This is a genomic window from Comamonas aquatica NBRC 14918, assembly GCF_000739875.1.
Classification (GTDB): Bacteria; Pseudomonadota; Gammaproteobacteria; order Burkholderiales; family Burkholderiaceae_C; genus Comamonas; species Comamonas aquatica.
The window spans coordinates 1-18,735 of sequence record NZ_BBJR01000079.1 but is presented as its reverse complement, the minus strand read 5'-3'; the positions used below and the strand labels follow the sequence as shown (position 1 = coordinate 18,735).

The following is an 18,735-nucleotide window of genomic DNA, read 5'->3' as shown; positions in this document are numbered from 1 at the left end:
CACCCTCGCTGTACAGGCGCAGCTCTTTGTATTGCATGTCATCACCAAAAGACTGCACCAGATCTTCCAATGCGGACAAGGTTTGCAGCAGTGACTCTGGGAAGCTTGCTTTGACTTCTGCAAAGCTCTTGTCTGGTCCCTGTGGCTTGGGCGTGGCGGTATGGGCTTGGCCGCTGTAGTTGGTGGTACCGCTGCTAACGGCCAGCGCCACGCCGTCGGCAGACTTGGGCGTGCGCTTTTCCAGCAATCAGTTGTTGGCGTAGGCCAGCTCTAGTAACAGCAAGTCTTCGCCAAAGCGGCGGTAGCGCAGCAACTCAATGTGGCGCTGGATTTGCTGCACCGCGTGGCGGTCGTACTTGGTGAAGTCCGCTGCTACGCACAGCAGGCGTGGGGTGCTCCAGTCAATGGCGGCCGCCACGTCTGCCCCCAACTTTTCCATGACCAACCATTTGAAGTCAGTCTGGTGGTCCATCAACCAGTCCAGGTAATACAGGCCCTGGTTGATTCAGCCTGGCCATTTTTATGGGAAGAAATCTCGCTTAGCTACTTGTTCAAAAAACCGGTGCCACTTCTAAACCCTGCAGTAAGCAAAAAGCGGACAAGCATGGAGGCGCATTTGCAACACCAGCCTCCATGTGTGGGTCAGATACGGAGATTAGGTAACGTTGCTCGAAGCGATCGGCACAACGCCGCATTGCGTAACGATGTAGTGCACCAAGGTTTGGGTCACGCGCAGCATGCTGTCAATGCTCACGCATTCGTCAATGCCGTGGATGTTGCGGGCGGTTGGACCGTAGTTAGTGACGGCCCAGTCGGTGGCTAGGCGGAAGTGGCGGCCGTCGGTGGTGGCTGTACAGGCGAGGTGGGTGGGAGGGGCTCCATGCAGCGCGGCGTGCGACTGTGACAGCGCTTGCATAGCGGGGTGCTGCAAGTCATACACGCACCCGGGTGCGGCAAAGCCGTTGTGTGCTATCTCCACTTCCAAATCGGGATTCAGGCGGCGTGCAGTTTCTTCGATGAAGCGGGAGAACCATGCAATCGCTTCTTGCGCATCGCGGCCGGGGTAGAAGCTGGCGCGAATGCCCATGGTGCAGGTGCAGGGCACTGACGACTTCCACTCGCCCCCCTCAATCGTGCCCAAGTTGATATTGATGGGGTTGTTGACGTGGGCGAATGCGGGGTGGCGGTTTTTCGGCAGGTTCCATTCGTCTTGCACCTGCTTGAGGGCTTGCATGATCTGGATGCCGGCACTAATCGGGTTCAGGCCTTGGTTCATGTAGGCCACGTGCGCGGGGCGGCCGGTCAGCGTCACGGTTAACCAGCACACGCCAATTTGGGCAGCCATCAGTGTTTCGCCAAATGGCTCGGGAATGATCACCGCGTCATAGCCGCTGTAGCGTGCCTTGCTGCGCGCGCGTTGCAGCACGCCCAGAGATGCCAGCGTGCCGTTGCCAGTGTCTTCCTCGTCCACCACGGTGTTGATGCCAATGCGTGACGCGGGTTGCAAGCCCAGTGACTGCAGCGTGCGAATTGCCGTCAGCACGCAGGCGATGCCGCCCTTCATATCGCCTGCACCGCGGCCGTACAACCAACCGTCTTGCTCGTAAGGTTGGTAGGGATCTTTGGCCCACAGATGCTCAGGGCCCGTAGGCACCACGTCCAAGTGGCCATTGAACAGCACGTTCAGACCGACAGGTGTGGCGTTGCCGGGTGGGTTGATTTCTGCCAAAAGGTTAAAGCGGTTGCCGTCGGGGCTGCAGGGGCAAGAGAACAGTGGATGGCCCGACAGCGCATCGGTGTCCATAGGAATGCGCTCGGTGGTGAGGCCAAGTTCTTGCAACAGACCTTCCATGGTGGTGCAAGCCGGTGTTTCATTTCCGCTGGGGCTGGGTGCAGCCACCAGTTGCGACAAGGTGTCCAGCAGGTAGCTGCGTTGGGCTGTGACAGCGGTGGCAATGGTGTTGGTAGACAGCGTGTGCGAAGTCGAGGGTGTGATGGTATGCATGCCTGCTACGCGGCAAGATGTGTGCCAGGCCCTGCGATGCTCGGGTTTGCCCTGGGTTGACGCAGTACATGCACCAGTTCGGTTTATTGGTCTGACCAAATTGGTGCTTGGGTGCGGTTGCATGAGAAACTTTGTACTGTGCTGCAGTCTGGCAGCGAAGGTGGCATGCCCTTTGCATAAAGGATTCGTATTGACGATCCGGTATTCAAGGAAATAAGAGCATGACCAGCAATCAGAACCAAGACATACGCGCAGAAACAAGCCATGCATCGCAGGGATGGAGCGATGAAGAATGGGCCCTGCGCAAAGACCTGGCGGCCGCGTACCGTTTGATGGCTTTGTTCGAGTTGGATGACAGTATCTACACCCACATCTCTGTGCGCGTGCCGGGGTGGCATGACCAATTTTTGATCAATCCATACGGCATGCTGTTTCGCGACATCACCGCGTCGTCGTTGGTAAAGGTGGGCACCGATGGCAAGTTGGTGGAGCCTTCGATATACGACGTCAACCCCGCCGGTTTCACCATCCACAGCGCCATCCACATGGCCCGCGAAGATGCGCAGTGCATCGTTCACACCCACACCGTGGGCGGCGTGGCAGTGGCGTCGATGGCCTGTGGCCTGCAGCCGTGCAACCAGTGGGCGTTGCAGTTTCACAACCGCGTGGCCTACCACGACTTCGAGGGCATTGCCCTGAACCACGCCGAGCGTGAGCGCCTGGTGCGCGACCTGGGCACCCAACACAAAGCGCTGATCTTGCGCAACCACGGCCTGCTGACCGTGGGCGACAGCGTGGCCGATGCCTTCATCTTGATGGTCAACCTCGAGCGCGCGTGCCGTGTGCAAGTGGCCATCCAATCCAGCGGCCAAATTGTCTACCCCGTACCCACCGAGGTGTGCGAGTTGACCGCCCGCCAGTACGAGTCGGGCGCCAGCAACCGCCTGCCTGGCGCCGCCGATCCGCATGCCCGCGAATGGAATGCGATGAAGCAGCGCTTGCACCCAAGCACCGCCGGCCGCTTCGACAGCTGATCCGCGTCCCGCGTCTGCGGGCGGTGTGATCACTGCCCGTTGCCCTTCACCGAAACCTCCCGCGTGCCGCCTTGGGGCTGGCAGGGGACTTCGTGTGCCTGTTTTTCCAAAGGAGTGACCCCATGAAACGCCGTCAAATGATTCAGCTCGCCGCCTCCAGCTTGGGGCTGAGCATCGCAGGGGTGCCCCTGCACGTGTTGGCCCAGGCCAAGCCCAATGGGGTGATCAACACGATCGTGCAGCCCGAGCCACCCGGGCTGATGTCTGCGATTTATTCCAACGGCCCCACACAGCTGGTGGCCGGCAACATCTTTGAAGGCCTGGTGCGCCTGACCGAAAAGCTCGAACCAGTGCCTGCGCTGGCCGAATCGTGGCTGATGAGCGACGATGGGCTGACCTACACCTTCAAGCTCAAGAAGGGCGTGAAGTGGCACGACGGCAAGCCTTTCACCTCGGCGGACGTGGTGTTCTCGGTCGACGTGTTTGTGCGCAAGACCATGGCACGTGCCCGTGGCAATTTGGGCGCGGTGGAGTCGATCTCGGCACCCGATGCACACACCGTGGTGTTCAAGCTCAAGCACCCCGTGGGCGCGTTCTTGAACTTCTTCGAAACCGGCTCGATGCCCATGGTGGCCAAGCACATCTATGAAGGTGCTGCCGACTTCCTGAGCCACCCCGCCAACAACAAGCCGATCGGTACTGGCCCCTTCAAGTTCAAGGAATGGGTCAAGGGTTCCTACATCCAACTTACCGCCAATGAGGACTACCACGTCAAGGGTGTTCCAGGCGTCAAGGATGTGTACTACCACGTCATCCCCGACGCAGCCTCGCGTGCGGCTGCGTTTGAATCTGGCAAGGTCGATATCCTGCCTGGTGGTTCAGTCGAATTCTTTGACGTGAAGCGTTTGGCCTCGCTTCCGGGTGCGGCTGTGACCACCAAGGGCTGGGAATTCTTTGCGCCGCACTCGTGGCTGTGGCTGAACAACCGCCGCAAGCCGTTTGACGATGTGAAGTTCCGCCAGGCCATCATGTACGCGATCGACCGCGAAGCCATCGCCAAGGTGGCCTTCTTTGGTTTTGCCAAGGTGGCGTCCGGTCCGGTCAACAGCTCGGTCAAGTTCTACAGCGACAAGGTCACCCCGTACAAGCGCGACCTGAACAAGGCCAAGGCCCTGATCAAGGAAACCGCCTACAAGGGCGAAACCCTGCGCCTGCTGCCCATGCCCTACGGCGAAACGTGGATGCGCGTGGCCGAAATGATTCGCCAGAACCTGATGCAAGCCGGCGTCAAGGTGGAAATGGTGTCTACCGACGTGGCAGGCTGGAATTCGCGCCTGAACGACTGGGACTTCGACATGTCCACCACCTACGTCTTCCAGTACGGGGACCCGGCACTGGGCGTGGCGCGCAATTACATCTCCAGCCAGATCGCCAAGGGCTCGCCATGGAACAACGTGGAAGGCTACAGCAACCCCAAGGTGGACGAGCTGTTCGACCTCGGCATGAAGGAAACCGATGCCGCCAAGCGCACCGCCATTTACGCGGAAGTGCAAAAGCTGCTGGTTGACGACGTGCCAGTGGCTTGGCTGCACGAGCTGCAGATGCCCACTATCTACCGCACCAAGATTGAGAACCTCATCTCTTCCGGTATCGGTCTGAACGATGGTATGGGCTACGCCAAGTTGAAGTAACGCCAAGGGCATGCGGACCGCAGCGGTCTACATGCCTCCGTGCGGGGCCGGTGGTGCCCCGCAGGCCCCAGCCATGGCGGGGACCTTTGAGAGAGAAAGATCCGCATGAACCGATTGCAATTAATGCTCAAACGCCTGTTCCAAGGCGGTGTGGCCATCTTGGCGATTGCCGTGGTGAACTTCCTGCTCATCCGCGCAGCGCCCGGCGACCCCGTGGCCGTGCTGGCCGGTGAGGCGGGCGCATCCGACGAGCAATTCGTGGCGCAGCTGCGTGCCCAGTTTGGTTTGGACCAGCCACTGTCCGTGCAGTTGTGGCACTACCTGAGCAATGTGGTGCAGCTGGATTTGGGCTTTAGCTACCGCCAGCAGCAACCCGTGCTGGATTTGATTTTGGAGCGCCTGCCGGCCACGCTGCTGCTGACCGGTAGTGCGTTCGTCATGTCGTTGGTGTTGGGTGTGTTGCTGGGCGCCTGGTCCAGCCGCAAAGTTGGCACCTGGGTCGACAGTGCCATCACCACTGTCGCTCTGGTGTTCTACGCCACGCCACTGTACTGGCTGGCCATGATGGCCGTGCTGCTGTTTACCGTGCAACTGGGCTGGTTGCCCGGCTTTGGCTACTTCACCGTGGGTTCCGGCCTGACCGGTTTTGCGCTGGCGTGGGACGTGTTCTTGCACCTGCTGATGCCCTCGGTGAGCCTTGCGCTGTTCTACATGGCGGTCTATGCCCGCATGACGCGCGCTTCCATGCTGGAAGTCGCGCAGATGGACTTTGTGAAGACCGCCCAGGCCAAGGGTGTGCACCCCCGACGCATTCACCGCAACCACATCCTGCGCAACGCGCTGCTGCCAGTGGTCACGCTGGCCGGCATTCAAGCGGGCGGAATGATCGGTGGCGCGGTGCTGACCGAGACTGTGTTCAGCTGGCCCGGCATTGGTCGCCTGATGTTCGATGCGCTGATGCAGCGTGACTACAACCTGCTGATGGGTTGCTTCTTGGTGACATCCGCCATGGCGGTGCTGTTCAACCTGATCACCGACTTCATCTACACGCTGGTTGACCCCCGCATTGAGATGGCCTGAGCGCCACCACACACGCAGAAAGCACACTATGAAAAACGCATTTTGGCGGCGCTTTTGCCGCAACAAGGGCGCCGTGATTGGCTTGGGCGTCTTGGTCTGGGTGGCGCTGGTGGCGCTGCTGGGTCCGCTGTTTCTGGACTATGGCCCGTGGGACATGGTCGATGCACCATTCCTGGAACCGCTGAGCCCCGATGGCCGCTGGCTGGGCACTGACACCATGGGCCGCGACATCTGGGCCGGCCTGGTGCACGGCGCGCGCGTCTCGCTGCTGATTGGCTTTGTCTCCACCGTCGTGTCGCTGCTCATCGGTGTGAGCTTGGGCGCCATTGCGGGCTACTTCGGTGGCTGGGTCGATGCGGTGCTGATGCGCTTTACCGAGCTGTTCCAGTCGGTGCCCAGCTTTGCGCTGGCCATCGTGCTGGTGGCGATTTTTGAGCCTTCCGTTGCCTCCATGGTCACTGCCATTGCCGTGGTCTCTTGGCCGCCCGTGGCGCGCTTGGTGCGCGGGGAATTCATGGCCCTGCGCCAGCGTGACTTTGTCTCGGCCGCGCTGCTGGCCGGCCAGTCCACGCCCCGCGTGATCCTCACGCAAATCCTGCCCAACGCCGTCTCGCCCATCGTGGTCATGGCTTCGCTGATGGTGGCCAGCGCGATCTTGCTGGAGTCCAGTCTGAGCTTTTTGGGCCTGGGCGACCCCAACCAAATGAGCTGGGGCTACATGGTCGGCACCGCCCGCACCGTGATGCGCCAAGCCTGGTGGATGGCCGTGTTCCCCGGTGTCTCGATCGTGCTGACCGTGCTGGCCTTGAACTTGGTCGGTGAAGGCCTGAACGACGGCATGAACGCCCGTGCCGACGGCAAACGCTAAGTCTTGGAGGACCTGCAAATGACGACTACCCCCATTGATGCTGCGGTGAACGCCATCGTGAGCCCCCCCCCTGTGCTGCAAGTGCAAGGCCTGAGCGTGCGCCTGCCCGCCGGTGGAGACCGCCAGCTGGCCGTCTCCAACGTCTCGTTCGATCTGCTGCCCGGCCAAACCTTGTGTGTGGTGGGCGAATCGGGCTCGGGCAAATCCATGATCGCCAACGCCGTCATGGGCCTGTTGCCCCGCCCGCATGTGGAACCCGTGGCCGGCCAGATCCAGTTTGGTGGCAAAGACCTGCTCAAGCTGACCGAAGAGCAGCTGCGCAGCCTGCGCGGCCAGCGCATCGGTATGATTTTTCAAGAACCTATGACGGCGTTGAATCCCGTCATGCGCATTGGCGACCAGCTGGCCGAAGTGTTTGATGCCCACATGTCGCTCAGCGGCGCGGAAAAGCGCAAACGTATCATTGCTGCGCTGACCGATGTGGGCCTGCCCGATCCTGAGCTGATCATCAACAGCTACCCCTTCCGCCTGTCCGGAGGCCAGCGCCAGCGCGTGATGATTGCCTGCGCCCTGTTGCTGGAACCCCAGCTGCTGATCGCTGACGAGCCCACCACGGCGCTTGATGTGACCACGCAAGCGCAGATCCTGCAGCTGATTCGTGAGCTGCAGCAGCGCAAGGGCACCGCCGTGCTGTTCATTACGCACGACTTTGGTGTGGTCTCGGAGATTGCCGACCACGTGGTCGTGATGCAAATGGGCCAGTGCGTGGAAGAGGGTGCCGCCAGCGCCGTCCTGGGCCGCCCCCAGCATGCGTACACCAAAAAGCTGTTGGCGGCGATCCCCAAAGGGGTGGTGCGCGATGTGCAAACCGAGCGTGACGACCACTTTGTGCTGCAGGTGCAAGACCTCAACAAGATCTACAACACCGGCGGTGGCCTGTTCACCAAGGGCCGCCGCGTGCATGCTGCCAACCAAATCAACTTCAACCTGCGCCGTGGTGAAACACTGGGCATCGTGGGCGAGTCGGGTTCCGGCAAGTCCACCGTGGGCAAGTGTTTGGTGGGCCTGCAAGGATTTGATGACGGGCGCATCTTGTTCAACGGCAAGAGCCTGTACCCCGGCTCCAACTTCCAAGCTGTGGCAAAGAGCCGCATCCAAATGGTCTTCCAAGACCCCTACGCGTCGCTCAATCCCCGCCACCGCATTGGCGCGGCCATTGCCTCGGGCCCCATTGCCCAAGGCGTGTCGCCAGACAAGGCCAAGGCCCGCGCGTTGGAGCTGCTCAAGCTGGTGGGCCTGAAAGAAGAAGCCTACGACCGCTTCCCGCACGAGTTCTCGGGCGGTCAGCGACAGCGCATTGGCATTGCCCGCGCCCTGGCGCTGGACCCCGAACTGCTGGTGGCCGACGAGCCCGTTTCCGCGCTCGACGTGTCGGTGCAGGAACAAGTGCTCAAGCTGTTTGCGCAGGTGCGTGAAGAGTTTGGCCTGTCGATGGTCTTCATCACGCACGACTTGCGCGTCGCCGGTGAGCTGTGCGACCACATTGCCGTGATGCAGCGCGGCCAAATTGTGGAGTACGGCACCAGCCGCCAAGTGCTGCACAACCCGCAGCACGAATACACCCGCAAGCTGATTGATGCCATCCCCAAGCTGGCGGCTGCACCGGTGCTCGACGACGTTGCCAGCGAAGAGGTGCCCGCATGAATGCCGCAGGTCACACCGTCGTCGCCCTGCTCAGCCGCACGCTGAACATGGACTACCTGGTCGATGCCCTGCACAGTGCCTTTGGCCAAGCTGGCCAGACTGTCGAGCTGCGCCAGGCCGATGCCGATGGCGGCCCCGCCGCTTTGGGTAACGGCGCCGAGGTGGACGTGGCCCTGTGTTGGGAGCCGCACCACGGCCTGTGGGGGCAGATGCCCAACGTGCGCTTGGTGCAGTCGCTGGCGGCAGGCGTGGACCATATTTTGGAAGACGCAACGTTGCCGCGGCACGTGCCCATGGCGCGCATTCGCGACCCGCACATGGCCAGCGCCATGGCCGCTTATGTGGCGTGGGCGGTGACCAGTGAGCACCGCCAGATGGATGGCTACCTGCAAGAGCAAGCCAAGACCGTGTGGAGCAAGCCGGTGGTGGTGCCCGCCACGCATTACCGCGTGGGCATTGCTGGCATGGGCACGCTGGGCGCGCACTGCGCCCGTGTGCTGGCCGCTATTGGCTACGACGTGCGCGGCTGGAGCCGCAGCCCCAGCAGCGCGCTGATCGAAGGCGTGCAGCACTTTGCCGGAGACGGCGAGCGCGGTGCATTTTTGAACGGCCTGCACGCGCTGGTCTGCCTGCTGCCGCTTACCGACAGCACGCGCGGTGTGATGAACCGCAACCTGTTTGCGCAGCTGGCACCGGGCGCGCACATCGTCAACGTGGGGCGCGGCGCCCACTTGGTGGAGGCGGACCTGATCACCGCGCTGGATGCCGGCGTGCTGGGCCGCGCCACGCTCGATACGTTTGTGACCGAGCCATTGCCCCCGACCGACCCGCTGTGGCACCACCCGCAGGTGCGTGTCACCCCCCACATTGCCACGCGCACGGCCGCCGCCGTGATTGCCACGCAAACCGCCCACCACTGGGTGCAGGTACTGGCGGGTGCTGTGCCCGACAGCGCCGTGGATGTGTCCCAAGGCTATTGAGATTTTTGGAAAGCATGGCTATGCAAGCATTTTTTGACAGCACCCAGTTTCTGCACGACCCGCAGCAGTTCATGCGCTTGGGCCGCTTGACCAAACCCACCGATGTGCTCGCACGCGCGCAGGCGCTGATTGGCTGCCTGGAGCGCAATGGCGCCCAAGTCAGCGTGCCCAAGGATTGGGGTGTGGAGCAACTCCACCTGGTGCACAGCCCCGCCTATATCCAGTACCTGGCCACCGCGTACGAGCGCTGGGAAGCGCTGCGCGCCGAAGGCAAAAACCCCGGTGTGGAAGTGCTGCCCAACCTGTCGCCGTTTTACAGCGGCACGCCGGGCATACCGCGTGTGGAGTGCCCCTCGCCCTCGCTGGTGGCGCAGACGGGCTACTACCTGGGCGACCTGTCGTGCCCGCTGGGCAACGGCAGCTGGCAGGCCATCTTGCGCTCAGCCCACACCGCCGCCTCGGCCGCGCAAGCCGTGATCGATGGCACACCGCTGGCCTATGCGCTGTGCCGCCCCTCGGGTCACCACGCGCACTACAACCGCGCCAGTGGTTTTTGCTACGTGAACAACGCCGCGCTGGCCGCGCAAATGCTGTCGCAGCAGTTCGGCAAAGTGGCCGTGCTGGATGTGGATGCGCATCACGGTGATGGTACGCAAAACATCTTCTACGGCCGCGGCGATGTGCTGACCGTCTCAACCCACGGCGAGACCAGCGACTACTTCCCGTTCTACACCGGCTACGCGCACGAAACCGGCGCGGGTGCGGGCGCGGGCTGCAACCTGAACCTGCCGCTGGCGCACGGCTGCACCACCGAGCAGTTCTTGCCATCTTTGGACCGCGGCGTGGACGCCATTGCCCAGTTCGGCGCCCAGGCGCTGGTGCTGTCGATTGGTTTTGACACCTACCGGGACGACCCCATCAGCGTGTTGCAGTTTGACTTTGACGCCTACCGCCACGTGGGCGAGCGCCTGCGCCAGCTGGGCCTGCCCGTGGTGCTGGTGCAAGAGGGCGGCTACATGGTGGAGGCGCTGGACCCCGGCCTGCAAGCGCTGCTGGAAGGCCTGCAGGCCGTGCCTGCTGCCGCGGTAGTTGCTGCGGTTTAAGTAGCGGTATGTCCTAGTGGAATATGTATTTCACTGGGAAAAGTATTGGAAACCTAGATATCTCTAAGACCTGCCGCTCTGCTTTTTGTGGGCCCTTGGCGGCCCCGCAGCGCGCAGGCATTGCACTGGAAAGTTTGCACATGACCACCACCACCTTGACTGCCCCCGTCGCCACGTCTCCTGTCGCAACCTGCCCCGTCAATGGCGACCGCCTGTGGGGCGCGCTGATGGACTTGGCCCAAATTGGTGCCACCCCCAAGGGCGGCAGCTGCCGCCTGGCCCTGACCGCCGAAGACGGCGCCGGCCGTGACTTGGTGTGCGGCTGGATGCGCGACGCCGGCCTGGCCGTGCAGGTCGATGAAGTGGGCAACATCTTTGGCATTCGCCCCGGCCAAGACAACAGCCTGCCCCCCGTGATGACTGGCAGCCACATCGACACCCAGCCCACCGGCGGCAAGTTTGACGGCTGCTACGGCGTGATGGCTGGGCTGGAAGTGATGCGCACGCTGCAGCAGCACAAGGTGCAAACCCAGGCCCCGCTGGCGCTGGCCATTTGGACCAACGAAGAAGGCTCGCGCTTTGTGCCGGTGATGATGGGTTCGGGCGTGCACTGCGACATTTTTGGCAAAGACGTGGCCCTGCAAGCGCGCGACCACGCCGGCATCAGCGTGGCCGAATCGCTGCAAGCAATTGGCTACGCCGGCACGCTGCCCGTGGGCCAATTGAAGCCCGCCAGCTACATCGAAGCGCACATTGAACAAGGCCCTATTCTTGAAGCCAAGGACACCGTGATTGGCGTGGTCACCGGCTCGCTGGGCCTGCGCTGGTACGACGTGACCGTGACCGGCATGGAAGCGCACGCCGGCCCCACGCCGATGGAGCTGCGCCAAGACGCGCTGTACGCCGCCGCCAGCCTGATGCGCACGGTGGTGGACATTGCGAATGCCGACGCCTTCTCCCCCGACGGCCGCGGCACCGTGGGCGAGGTGCACGTGCACCCCAACTCGCGCAACGTCATTCCCGGCCAAGTGCGTTTCACCGTCGATTTGCGCCACCCCAAGATGGACCAGTTGAACGCCATGGAAGCGGCCTTCCGCAGCGCCGCCGCCGCGCTGCAGGCCGAAGGCCGCGTGCAGGTGCAGGTGGTGGATGTGCAAGAGTTCCCCGCCACGCCGTTTGCCGATGAACTGGTCAGCGCCGTGGCCGCTTCGGCCGCCGCGCACGGCTACAGCCACATGCCCATCTTGACCGGTGCGGGCCACGATGCCGTGTACATGGCCCGCCGCTTCCCCACCGCGATGATCTTTGTGCCCTGCAAGGACGGCATCAGCCACAACGAGATCGAAGACGCGCAACCCGCCCACCTGGCGGCAGGCTGCCAGGTGCTGTGCGATGTGATGCTGGCGCAAGCCGGTGTGGTCGCCGCGTAAGCACCGGCGCGCTATGTCGTCCGTGCCCCAACTGTCGGTGCGCACCCAGGGCGTGGCCCTGTTTGTGGGCACGTTGTCGGTGTTTGCGTTCTACGACGCGTTTGCCAAAGCCATGGTGGCCATCCACAGCCCCGTGGTGGTGAACCTGTCGCGCTACCTGCTGATGGGGGTACTGGCCGGCGGCTGGCTGCTGCAACTGCGGCGCAGCACGCCCGATCTGGGCCGGGAATTGCGGGTGGCGCTGCGCAAGCCACAGCTGTGGCTGCGCAGCGCCTGCATTGCCACCGTGGGCACCTGCTTTATGGGTGCGCTGGTGACCATGCCGCTGGCCGAGGCCACGGCCATCTACTTCACCGCACCGCTGTTGATGGTGGCACTGTCCAGCCGCTGGCTTGGAGAGGTGGTGCGCCCAATGCAGTGGGTGGCGGTGTGGGTGGGCTTTGCCGGCATGCTGCTGATCGTGCGGCCGGGCAGCCAACTGCCGCTGTTTGGCTCGGCGTTGATGGCAGTGTCGGCCCTGTGCTATGCGGTGTTTCAGCTGCTCACGCGGCAGTTGGCCGGCAAGATTGCCGCGCCGGTACAGTACGCGCACATGGCTTGTGTGTGCTTGGCTGTGACGGCGGCGGCCACTGTCGTGGTCTGGCCACAGCGCTGGCCCAGCGCCGGTGAGTGGGGCATATTGTTGCTGGGCGCCGTAGCCAGTTGCGGCGGGCAGTTGCTGATGCTGGCTGCGTACAAGCGGGTGGCGGCCAGCACGCTGGGGCCGCTGAACTACCTGCAGCTTTTGCTGGTGGTCGCCATCAGCGCCTTTTGGTTTGGACAGGTGCCCGATGTGCTGACGCTGGCGGGCACGGCCTTGGTGGCCGCCGCTGGCCTGTATTTGGTGTGGCCACGGCGGTAAAGCGTTAAGGCGCAGGCCCGCAGCCACGTTGGATGTTGACCCTGATGTCTGTGAGATGGTGATGACCGTGACCGCCCCCAAAACTTTACCTTCTCCACGGCGCCTGTACCGTGAGGTGGCCGAGCAAATTCGCTCCAAGATTGAAAACGGCAGCTTTGCGCCCAACACGCGCTTGCCCGCAGAACGCGAGCTGTCGGAGATGCTGGGGATCAGCCGCTCTTCGGTGCGCGAGGCGCTGATCGTGCTGGAGATCAATGGCTATGTGGACATTCGCGGTGGCAGCGGTGTGTACGTGTGCCCGTTTCGGCCTAACCCCGCCAACACGCCTGCCACGCCACTGTTTAACGCGGCCGATATGGGCCCATTTGAAATTATGGAAACACGGGTGTTGCTGGAGCCCGAATGCGCGGCATTGGCCGCTTTGCACGCCACCGCACAGCAGCGCAACATGCTGCGCAGCCTGCACGCGGCGATGGAGCTGGTGCACACGCCCCAAGTCAACCGGGACGGCAGCTGCGGCAAGTACGACCGGCTGCTGCATCTGACGATTGCCCAAGCCTGCGGCAATGCGGCGCTGGCATCGGCCGTGGCGCACCTGTGGGAACTGAGCGACCATTCACCGGTGTTTCAGCGCTTGGACCAGCAGCCCGTCAGCGCCCAGCACTGGGGCGTGTCGTGGCGCGAACACAGTCGGTTTGTGGAGGCCATCGTCAGTGGCGACACGGTGCGCGCTCGCCACGGCATGGCGCACCATTTGCTGTCGGTGATGGACCGCATTCGCAACAACCCGGCGTGGTTGGTTTGAGGCGGAACCACTCGCCGGATGGCCACCGCAAATCAGGCACCACGAATCCGTAATAAAAAAAGGAGCCCGATGGCTCCTTTTTTGAGGGGTGCGCGGCGTGCTCAATCCAACTGCAGGCAGACGTACTTCATTTCCAAATAGTCATCCATGCCGTGGCGCGAGCCTTCACGGCCCAAGCCCGATTGCTTGATGCCGCCAAACGGCGAGACTTCGTTGGAGATCAGGCCAGTGTTGACGCCCACCATGCCGTATTCCAGCGCCTGCGACACGCGCCAGGTGCGGCGTTGGTCTTCGGTGAAGATGTACGCAGCCAGCCCGTAGATGGTGGCGTTGGCACGCTTCACCACCTCGGCTTCGTCGGTGAAGCGGAACAGCGGGGCGATGGGGCCAAAGGTTTCTTCTTGGCATACCAGCATGCTGTCGGTCACGTTGGCCAGCACGGTGGGTTCAAAGAAGTTGCCGCCCAGCGCGTGGGCCTGGCCACCGGCCAGCAGCGTGGCGCCTTGGGCCAAAGCGTCGGCAATGTGGCGCTGCACCTTTTCGACCGCGGCGGCGTTGATCATGGGGCCGTGGGTCACGCCCGCGTCCAGACCGTTGCCGACCTTGAACTGTGAAACGGCGTCGGCAACGCGGCGGGCCACTTCGTCGTAGATGCTGTCGTGAATGTAGATGCGGTTGGCGCACACGCAGGTTTGTCCCACGTTGCGGAACTTGGAGGCCAAGATGCCGGCGACGGCGCGGTCAATGTCGGCATCGCCAAACACGATCAGCGGGGCGTTGCCACCGAGCTCCAGCGACAGTTTTTTGACGGTGTCGCTGCTTTGGCACATCAGCAAGCGGCCGGTTTGGGTGGAGCCGGTGAAACTCAGCTTGCGCACGGTGGGGCTCTCGGTCAGCGCCTTGCCAATGGCCGGGGCATCGCCGGTGATGATTTGCAGCACGCCGGCAGGGATGCCGGCTTCGAGCGCCAACACACCCAGCGCCATGGCGCTGTAGGGGGTGTTTTCCGCTGGCTTGAGCACCATGGTGCAACCGGCAGCCAGCGCGGGGCCGGCCTTGCGGGTGATCATGGCGGCGGGGAAGTTCCACGGCGTAATTGCCGCGCACACACCGATGGGCTGGCGCGTGACCAGCAGCTGCTGGCCGGCCTTGGGGGCTTGCAAAATTTCGCCATCAATGCGTTTGCCTTCTTCGGCAAACCATTCGATGAAGGAGGCGGCGTAGCCAATTTCACCGCGCGACTCAGCCAAGGGCTTGCCTTGTTCGATGGTCATCAGTCGGGCTAGGTCTTCGGCGTGCTCCAGCATCAGGCCGTGCCAGCGGCGCAGAATGCGCGCGCGCTCGGTGGCCGTCAGGGCGGCCCATGCGGGTTGCGCTTGTTCGGCGGCCGCAATGGCGGCCACGGTAGCGTCGTAGCCCAGCTTTGGGATGTGGCCAATCAACTCGCCGGTGGCGGGGTTGTGCACGGGCAGCACATCGGCGCCTTCGGCGGTGTGCCAGCCAGTGGCCAGCAGGCAGGCTTGGCGAAACAGGTCAGGGCGTTGCAGGTTCAAGCTCATAAAGCACTCGCAAAAAAGCCATGCCGGGTGCGCCGTGTGGCGAACCCGGCATGGCACAGGTAAGACTAGGGCGGCAGGCCTTGCGGCTTAGCCGGCGATGGCGGCTTCGATCAGGTCCAGGGCCTTGTCGAACTGCGCGTCTTCAATCGTCAGGGGGTGCAGGAAGCGGATCACGTTGCCGTACAGGCCGCAAGTCAGCAGCAGCAGGCCCTTTGCCAAGGCAGCTTGCACGATGGCGTTGACGCGGGCAGCGTCAGGGGCGCCGGTGGTGGCGTTGTGGAATTCCACAGCCACCATGGAGCCCAGACCGCGCACGTCGGAAATACCAGCGTCTTTTTGCTGTATGGCCTTCAGGCGGGTTTGCAGGCGGTCACCCAGTTCCACAGCGCGGGCGCACAGCTTTTCGCCTTCAATCACATCCAACACAGCGTGGGCAGCGGCCACGGCCAGCGGGTTGGCGGCATACGTGCCTCCCAGACCGCCGGGGTTGGGCGCATCCATCACTGCAGCGCGGCCGACCACGCCAGAGATGGGCATGCCGCCACCCAAGCTCTTGGCCATGGTGATCAGGTCAGCCTTGACGGTGTGGTGCTCCATGGCGAACAGCTTGCCGGTGCGGGCAAAGCCGGTTTGCACTTCGTCGGCAATCAGCAAGATGCCGTGTTCGTCGCAGATCTTGCGCAGGCCTTCAAACAGGGCGGTGGGCACGGGGTTGAAGCCGCCTTCGCCTTGCACAGGCTCCAAGATGATGGCAGCCACGCGCTGGGGGGCCACATCGGTCTTGAACAGCATGTGGATGGCGGCCAGGCTGTCTTCCACCGTCACGTCCTTGGCCGGGAATGGCACGTGGTAAACGTCGGGCACCATGGCGCCGAAGCCAGCCTTGTAAGGCAGCACTTTGCCAGTCAGCGTCAGGCCCATCAGCGTGCGGCCGTGGAAGGCGCCTTGGAAGGCGATGACGCCCGAGCGGCCAGTCGCAAAGCGTGCAATCTTGACGGCGTTCTCCACCGCTTCGACGCCGGTGGTGAAGAAGGCAGTCTTGGCAGGGCCATCAATAGGGGCCAGTGCGTTGATGCGTTCAGCCAGCGAAATCGCGCTTTCGTAGGGCACGATTTGGTAGGCGGTGTGCGTGAAGTGCGTCAGCTGCTCTTGCACGGCAGCCACGATGCGGGGGTGGCGGTGGCCGGTGTTGAGCACCGCAATGCCGGCGGCGAAGTCGATGTACTGGTTGCCTTCGACGTCGGTGATCAGGGCGTTGTCAGCCTGCGCAGCGTGGAAGTCACACATCACGCCCACACCACGGGGTGCGGCGGCAAGACGGCGTTGCTTGAGTTGGGCGTTGGTGCTCATAGGGTCCTCGGAGGCAAAAAAGATTCGGTGAAGAGCCTTTATTTCAAGACAAATTAGTCCCTTCAAAGGTGCCACTTTTGCGCAAAAATAGGGTGCCAATTGGTGCGGTGCAAAAAAGGCGTTTGATGCGTTCGGTGTGTGTAGATTGGTTGCTGCAAAACGGCTGGCAAGAACAGGTAAATGGCAGTGGGCGGCGCCGCATGTTGGGTGCGCATTTGTGCCAATTGCTGAGACAAGCCATCTCCGCGGGGGCGCTGCGCCCCGGCGAGCGGTTGCCGTCCACGCGTGACCTAATGCAAGGCCTCGGCATCTCGCGCAACACGGTCATGCATGCGTATGAGCAGCTGCGCATGGAGGGTTACCTGACCAGTCAAGTGGGCAGCGGCACCTTTGTCGCACAGCTCACGCCGGAAGCCTTGCTGAAAGCGCCCGTGCCCCTGCGCGGCAGCCGGGCGCCTGCGACACTGGGTGTGCATGGTGGGAGGGGCGGTGCCGTGTTGTCGGACCGGGCCCAAAGTATTTTGCGCCAAGCCAGTGCGGCCGAGCTGCAGTGGGGCGCGTTCATGCCCGGGGTGCCGGATGTGGCAGAGTTTCCGCGTGCGGTGTATGCGCGCATTTTGAACCGGCTGTGGCGCCATGCCCAGCCGGAGATGCTGACCTATGGCACTAACGGTGGCGCACAGGCGCTGAAGGTGACACTGGCCGATTACCTGCGGGTGGCCCGTGGGGTACAGTGCCAACCGGAACAGCTGCTTATCACCGAAGGCGTGCACCAGGCGATTGACCTGACCGTGCGCGCCTTGGTCAACTCCGGCGATGCGGTGTGGATGGAAGACCCCGGCTACTGGGGCATTGCCAACGTGCTGCAGATGAGCGCCAATCTTGACTTGGTGGGCCGCCCGCTGGATGCCGAAGGGCTGACGCTGGACCTGCAGGGCCGTGCGCCCAAGTTAATTTGCGTGACACCCTCGCACCAGTACCCGATGGGCACAGTGATGAGTTTGGCGCGGCGCAAAGCCTTGTTGGCCTACGCCCGCGCCCAAGGCGCTTGGATTGTGGAGGACGACTACGACAGCGAGTTCCGTTTCTCGAGCCGCCCCATTCCCGCCATGCAGGGGCTGGAGGACGATGCGCCAGTAATCTACATCGGCACCTTCAGCAAAACACTGTTTCCGGGGCTACGCGTGGGTTACATGGTGCTACCGCAGGCACTGGTGGCGCCAATGCAGCGCATGCACGCGGAGCTGTACCGTCAGGGGCATGTGGTGACCCAGTTGGCGCTGGCGGAGTTGATCCGGGACGGTCAGTATGCCAAGCACATCAGGCGCATGCGGGTGCTTTATGGGCGTCGCCGTGAATGGCTGCAGTCATTGATCCAACGTTATCTAGGGCCAGACTTTCTGTGCGAGCCGGACAGCCAGGCAGGATTGCATCTGGTGCTGCGTCTGCCGAGAGACGTGGATGATGTCGAACTGGTGCAGCGGCTGCAGACGCAGGGTGTTCTAGCACGCCCCTTGTCCAAATACTATCGAACCTGCTCCGTGGAACGGGGCTTGCTCTTGGGTTACGCCGCGATCGAGGAAGCAACCATGCAAAGCGCGTTCTTCGTATTGCTTCGTGTACTCAAAGCCATGGGGGTTCGGACTTAACCGGGCTTTGTTGCACTACAGAGACTTCGCATAAAAGCAAGCGCTGATGGGTTTTCTTGTTGGTAGACCTGACTGCAGCGGTGATCAAGAAGGGCGGGTTAAAGCACTGCACCAGATTTATCTGCTCCAGCACATGCTGCTCTGCAGCCCCCGCTGAAGGGCCTGCAAGGCAGCGTGCGGCTGCAGACCTATATTCATCCACAACCAAGAGAGGGAGTTCTTTATGAAGTTATTGCACCAACGCAGCCTGCTGGGGGCGCTGAGCATCATGGGCGTACTAGCCGCAATACCTGCACAAGCCTTTGAGACGTTCTTGCAGACCAAGTTTGGCACTTTGTCGGTGGATGAAGAGCATGTGCTGCACTTCAATGGCAAGCCGGTGACACCCGGAGTCATGGGCAATTCCAGCCTGTACATCGGACCTGCTTATCAGGTGGGCAACAAAATTCTGGCGATGACCATCAATATGGGCGGTACGGCCTGCCCGGAGCTGTTCAACATCATCACCATCAGTCAGAACAAGGCGGTGTCTTCCCCCACGTTTGGCACCTGCCAGGAGCCATCGAGCGTGCAATT

General features: G+C 62.6%; 16 protein-coding genes and 1 pseudogene. 12 read left to right on the top strand and 5 right to left on the bottom strand.

All coding sequences use genetic code 11. From position 1 onward, the window contains the following. From CA2_RS17315 to CA2_RS16205, 3 genes are all read right to left on the bottom strand, one after another. Window positions 1-247 (bottom strand): hypothetical protein (locus CA2_RS17315; RefSeq protein ID WP_217997648.1); only part of this gene is annotated, 247 nt, incomplete at its 3' end. Then, entirely contained in the window at window positions 248-472 is a 225-nt protein-coding gene (locus tag CA2_RS17310) for a hypothetical protein (RefSeq protein WP_052369986.1), read from the bottom strand. Between the two features lie 183 nt (window positions 473-655). After that, entirely contained in the window at window positions 656-2,005 is a 1,350-nt protein-coding gene (locus CA2_RS16205) for an ArgE/DapE family deacylase (RefSeq protein WP_042419835.1), read from the bottom strand. A 221-nt stretch (window positions 2,006-2,226) separates the two neighbouring features. On the opposite strand from CA2_RS16205, the gene CA2_RS16200 reads away from it, so the two are divergent. From CA2_RS16200 to CA2_RS16155, 10 genes are all read left to right on the top strand, one after another. After that, entirely contained in the window at window positions 2,227-3,039 is an 813-nt protein-coding gene (locus CA2_RS16200; RefSeq protein ID WP_042419831.1) for a class II aldolase/adducin family protein, read from the top strand. A 122-nt stretch (window positions 3,040-3,161) separates the two neighbouring features. Further along, window positions 3,162-4,730 carry an ABC transporter substrate-binding protein gene (locus tag CA2_RS16195; protein ID WP_042419828.1) on the top strand — a complete coding sequence of 523 codons (1,569 nt, stop codon included), beginning with the start codon at window positions 3,162-3,164 and terminating at the stop codon, window positions 4,728-4,730. Between the two features lie 105 nt (window positions 4,731-4,835). After that, window positions 4,836-5,810, top strand: a complete 975-nt coding sequence (locus CA2_RS16190; RefSeq protein ID WP_042419825.1) for an ABC transporter permease — start codon at window positions 4,836-4,838, stop codon at window positions 5,808-5,810. A 28-nt stretch (window positions 5,811-5,838) separates the two neighbouring features. Beyond that, a complete protein-coding gene (locus CA2_RS16185) occupies window positions 5,839-6,678 on the top strand; it encodes an ABC transporter permease (RefSeq protein WP_042419822.1) in 840 nt (279 codons plus the stop codon). Window positions 6,679-6,696: 18 nt separating this feature from the next. Beyond that, window positions 6,697-8,382: an ABC transporter ATP-binding protein gene (locus CA2_RS16180; protein ID WP_042419819.1), complete on the top strand. Its 1,686-nt coding sequence runs from the start codon at window positions 6,697-6,699 to the stop codon at window positions 8,380-8,382. Beyond that, on the top strand, window positions 8,379-9,362 hold the full coding sequence (locus tag CA2_RS16175) for a 2-hydroxyacid dehydrogenase (protein ID WP_042419816.1): 984 nt from the start codon (window positions 8,379-8,381) through the stop codon (window positions 9,360-9,362). Before CA2_RS16180 ends, CA2_RS16175 begins: the two co-directional genes overlap by 4 nt. Before the next feature lie 20 nt (window positions 9,363-9,382). Further along, on the top strand, window positions 9,383-10,465 hold the full coding sequence (locus tag CA2_RS16170) for a histone deacetylase family protein (RefSeq protein WP_042419813.1): 1,083 nt from the start codon (window positions 9,383-9,385) through the stop codon (window positions 10,463-10,465). Between the two features lie 140 nt (window positions 10,466-10,605). Continuing rightward, the gene (locus CA2_RS16165; protein WP_042419844.1) at window positions 10,606-11,895 is read left to right on the top strand and encodes a Zn-dependent hydrolase; all 1,290 of its coding nucleotides are present in this window, start codon (window positions 10,606-10,608) and stop codon (window positions 11,893-11,895) included. A 13-nt stretch (window positions 11,896-11,908) separates the two neighbouring features. Next, entirely contained in the window at window positions 11,909-12,796 is an 888-nt protein-coding gene (locus tag CA2_RS16160) for a DMT family transporter (protein ID WP_042419810.1), read from the top strand. Between the two features lie 61 nt (window positions 12,797-12,857). After that, the gene (locus tag CA2_RS16155; protein WP_042419843.1) at window positions 12,858-13,601 is read left to right on the top strand and encodes a FadR/GntR family transcriptional regulator; all 744 of its coding nucleotides are present in this window, start codon (window positions 12,858-12,860) and stop codon (window positions 13,599-13,601) included. A gap of 101 nt (window positions 13,602-13,702) precedes the next feature. Here the strand turns inward: CA2_RS16155 and CA2_RS16150 are convergent, their stop codons facing one another. Both CA2_RS16150 and gabT read right to left on the bottom strand, forming a co-directional pair. Then, a complete protein-coding gene (locus CA2_RS16150; RefSeq protein ID WP_042419807.1) occupies window positions 13,703-15,160 on the bottom strand; it encodes an NAD-dependent succinate-semialdehyde dehydrogenase in 1,458 nt (485 codons plus the stop codon). An 87-nt stretch (window positions 15,161-15,247) separates the two neighbouring features. Continuing rightward, on the bottom strand, window positions 15,248-16,510 hold the full coding sequence (gene gabT / locus CA2_RS16145) for a 4-aminobutyrate--2-oxoglutarate transaminase (RefSeq protein ID WP_042419804.1): 1,263 nt from the start codon (window positions 16,508-16,510) through the stop codon (window positions 15,248-15,250). Window positions 16,511-16,635: 125 nt separating this feature from the next. Here gabT and pdxR point away from each other — a divergent pair, with 125 nt between their 5' ends. Further along, a complete protein-coding gene (pdxR, locus tag CA2_RS16140) occupies window positions 16,636-18,159 on the top strand; it encodes a MocR-like pyridoxine biosynthesis transcription factor PdxR (protein WP_042419801.1) in 1,524 nt (507 codons plus the stop codon). Window positions 18,160-18,382: 223 nt separating this feature from the next. Beyond that, window positions 18,383-18,735: pseudogene (locus CA2_RS16135) on the top strand (hypothetical protein); the annotation flags it as partial.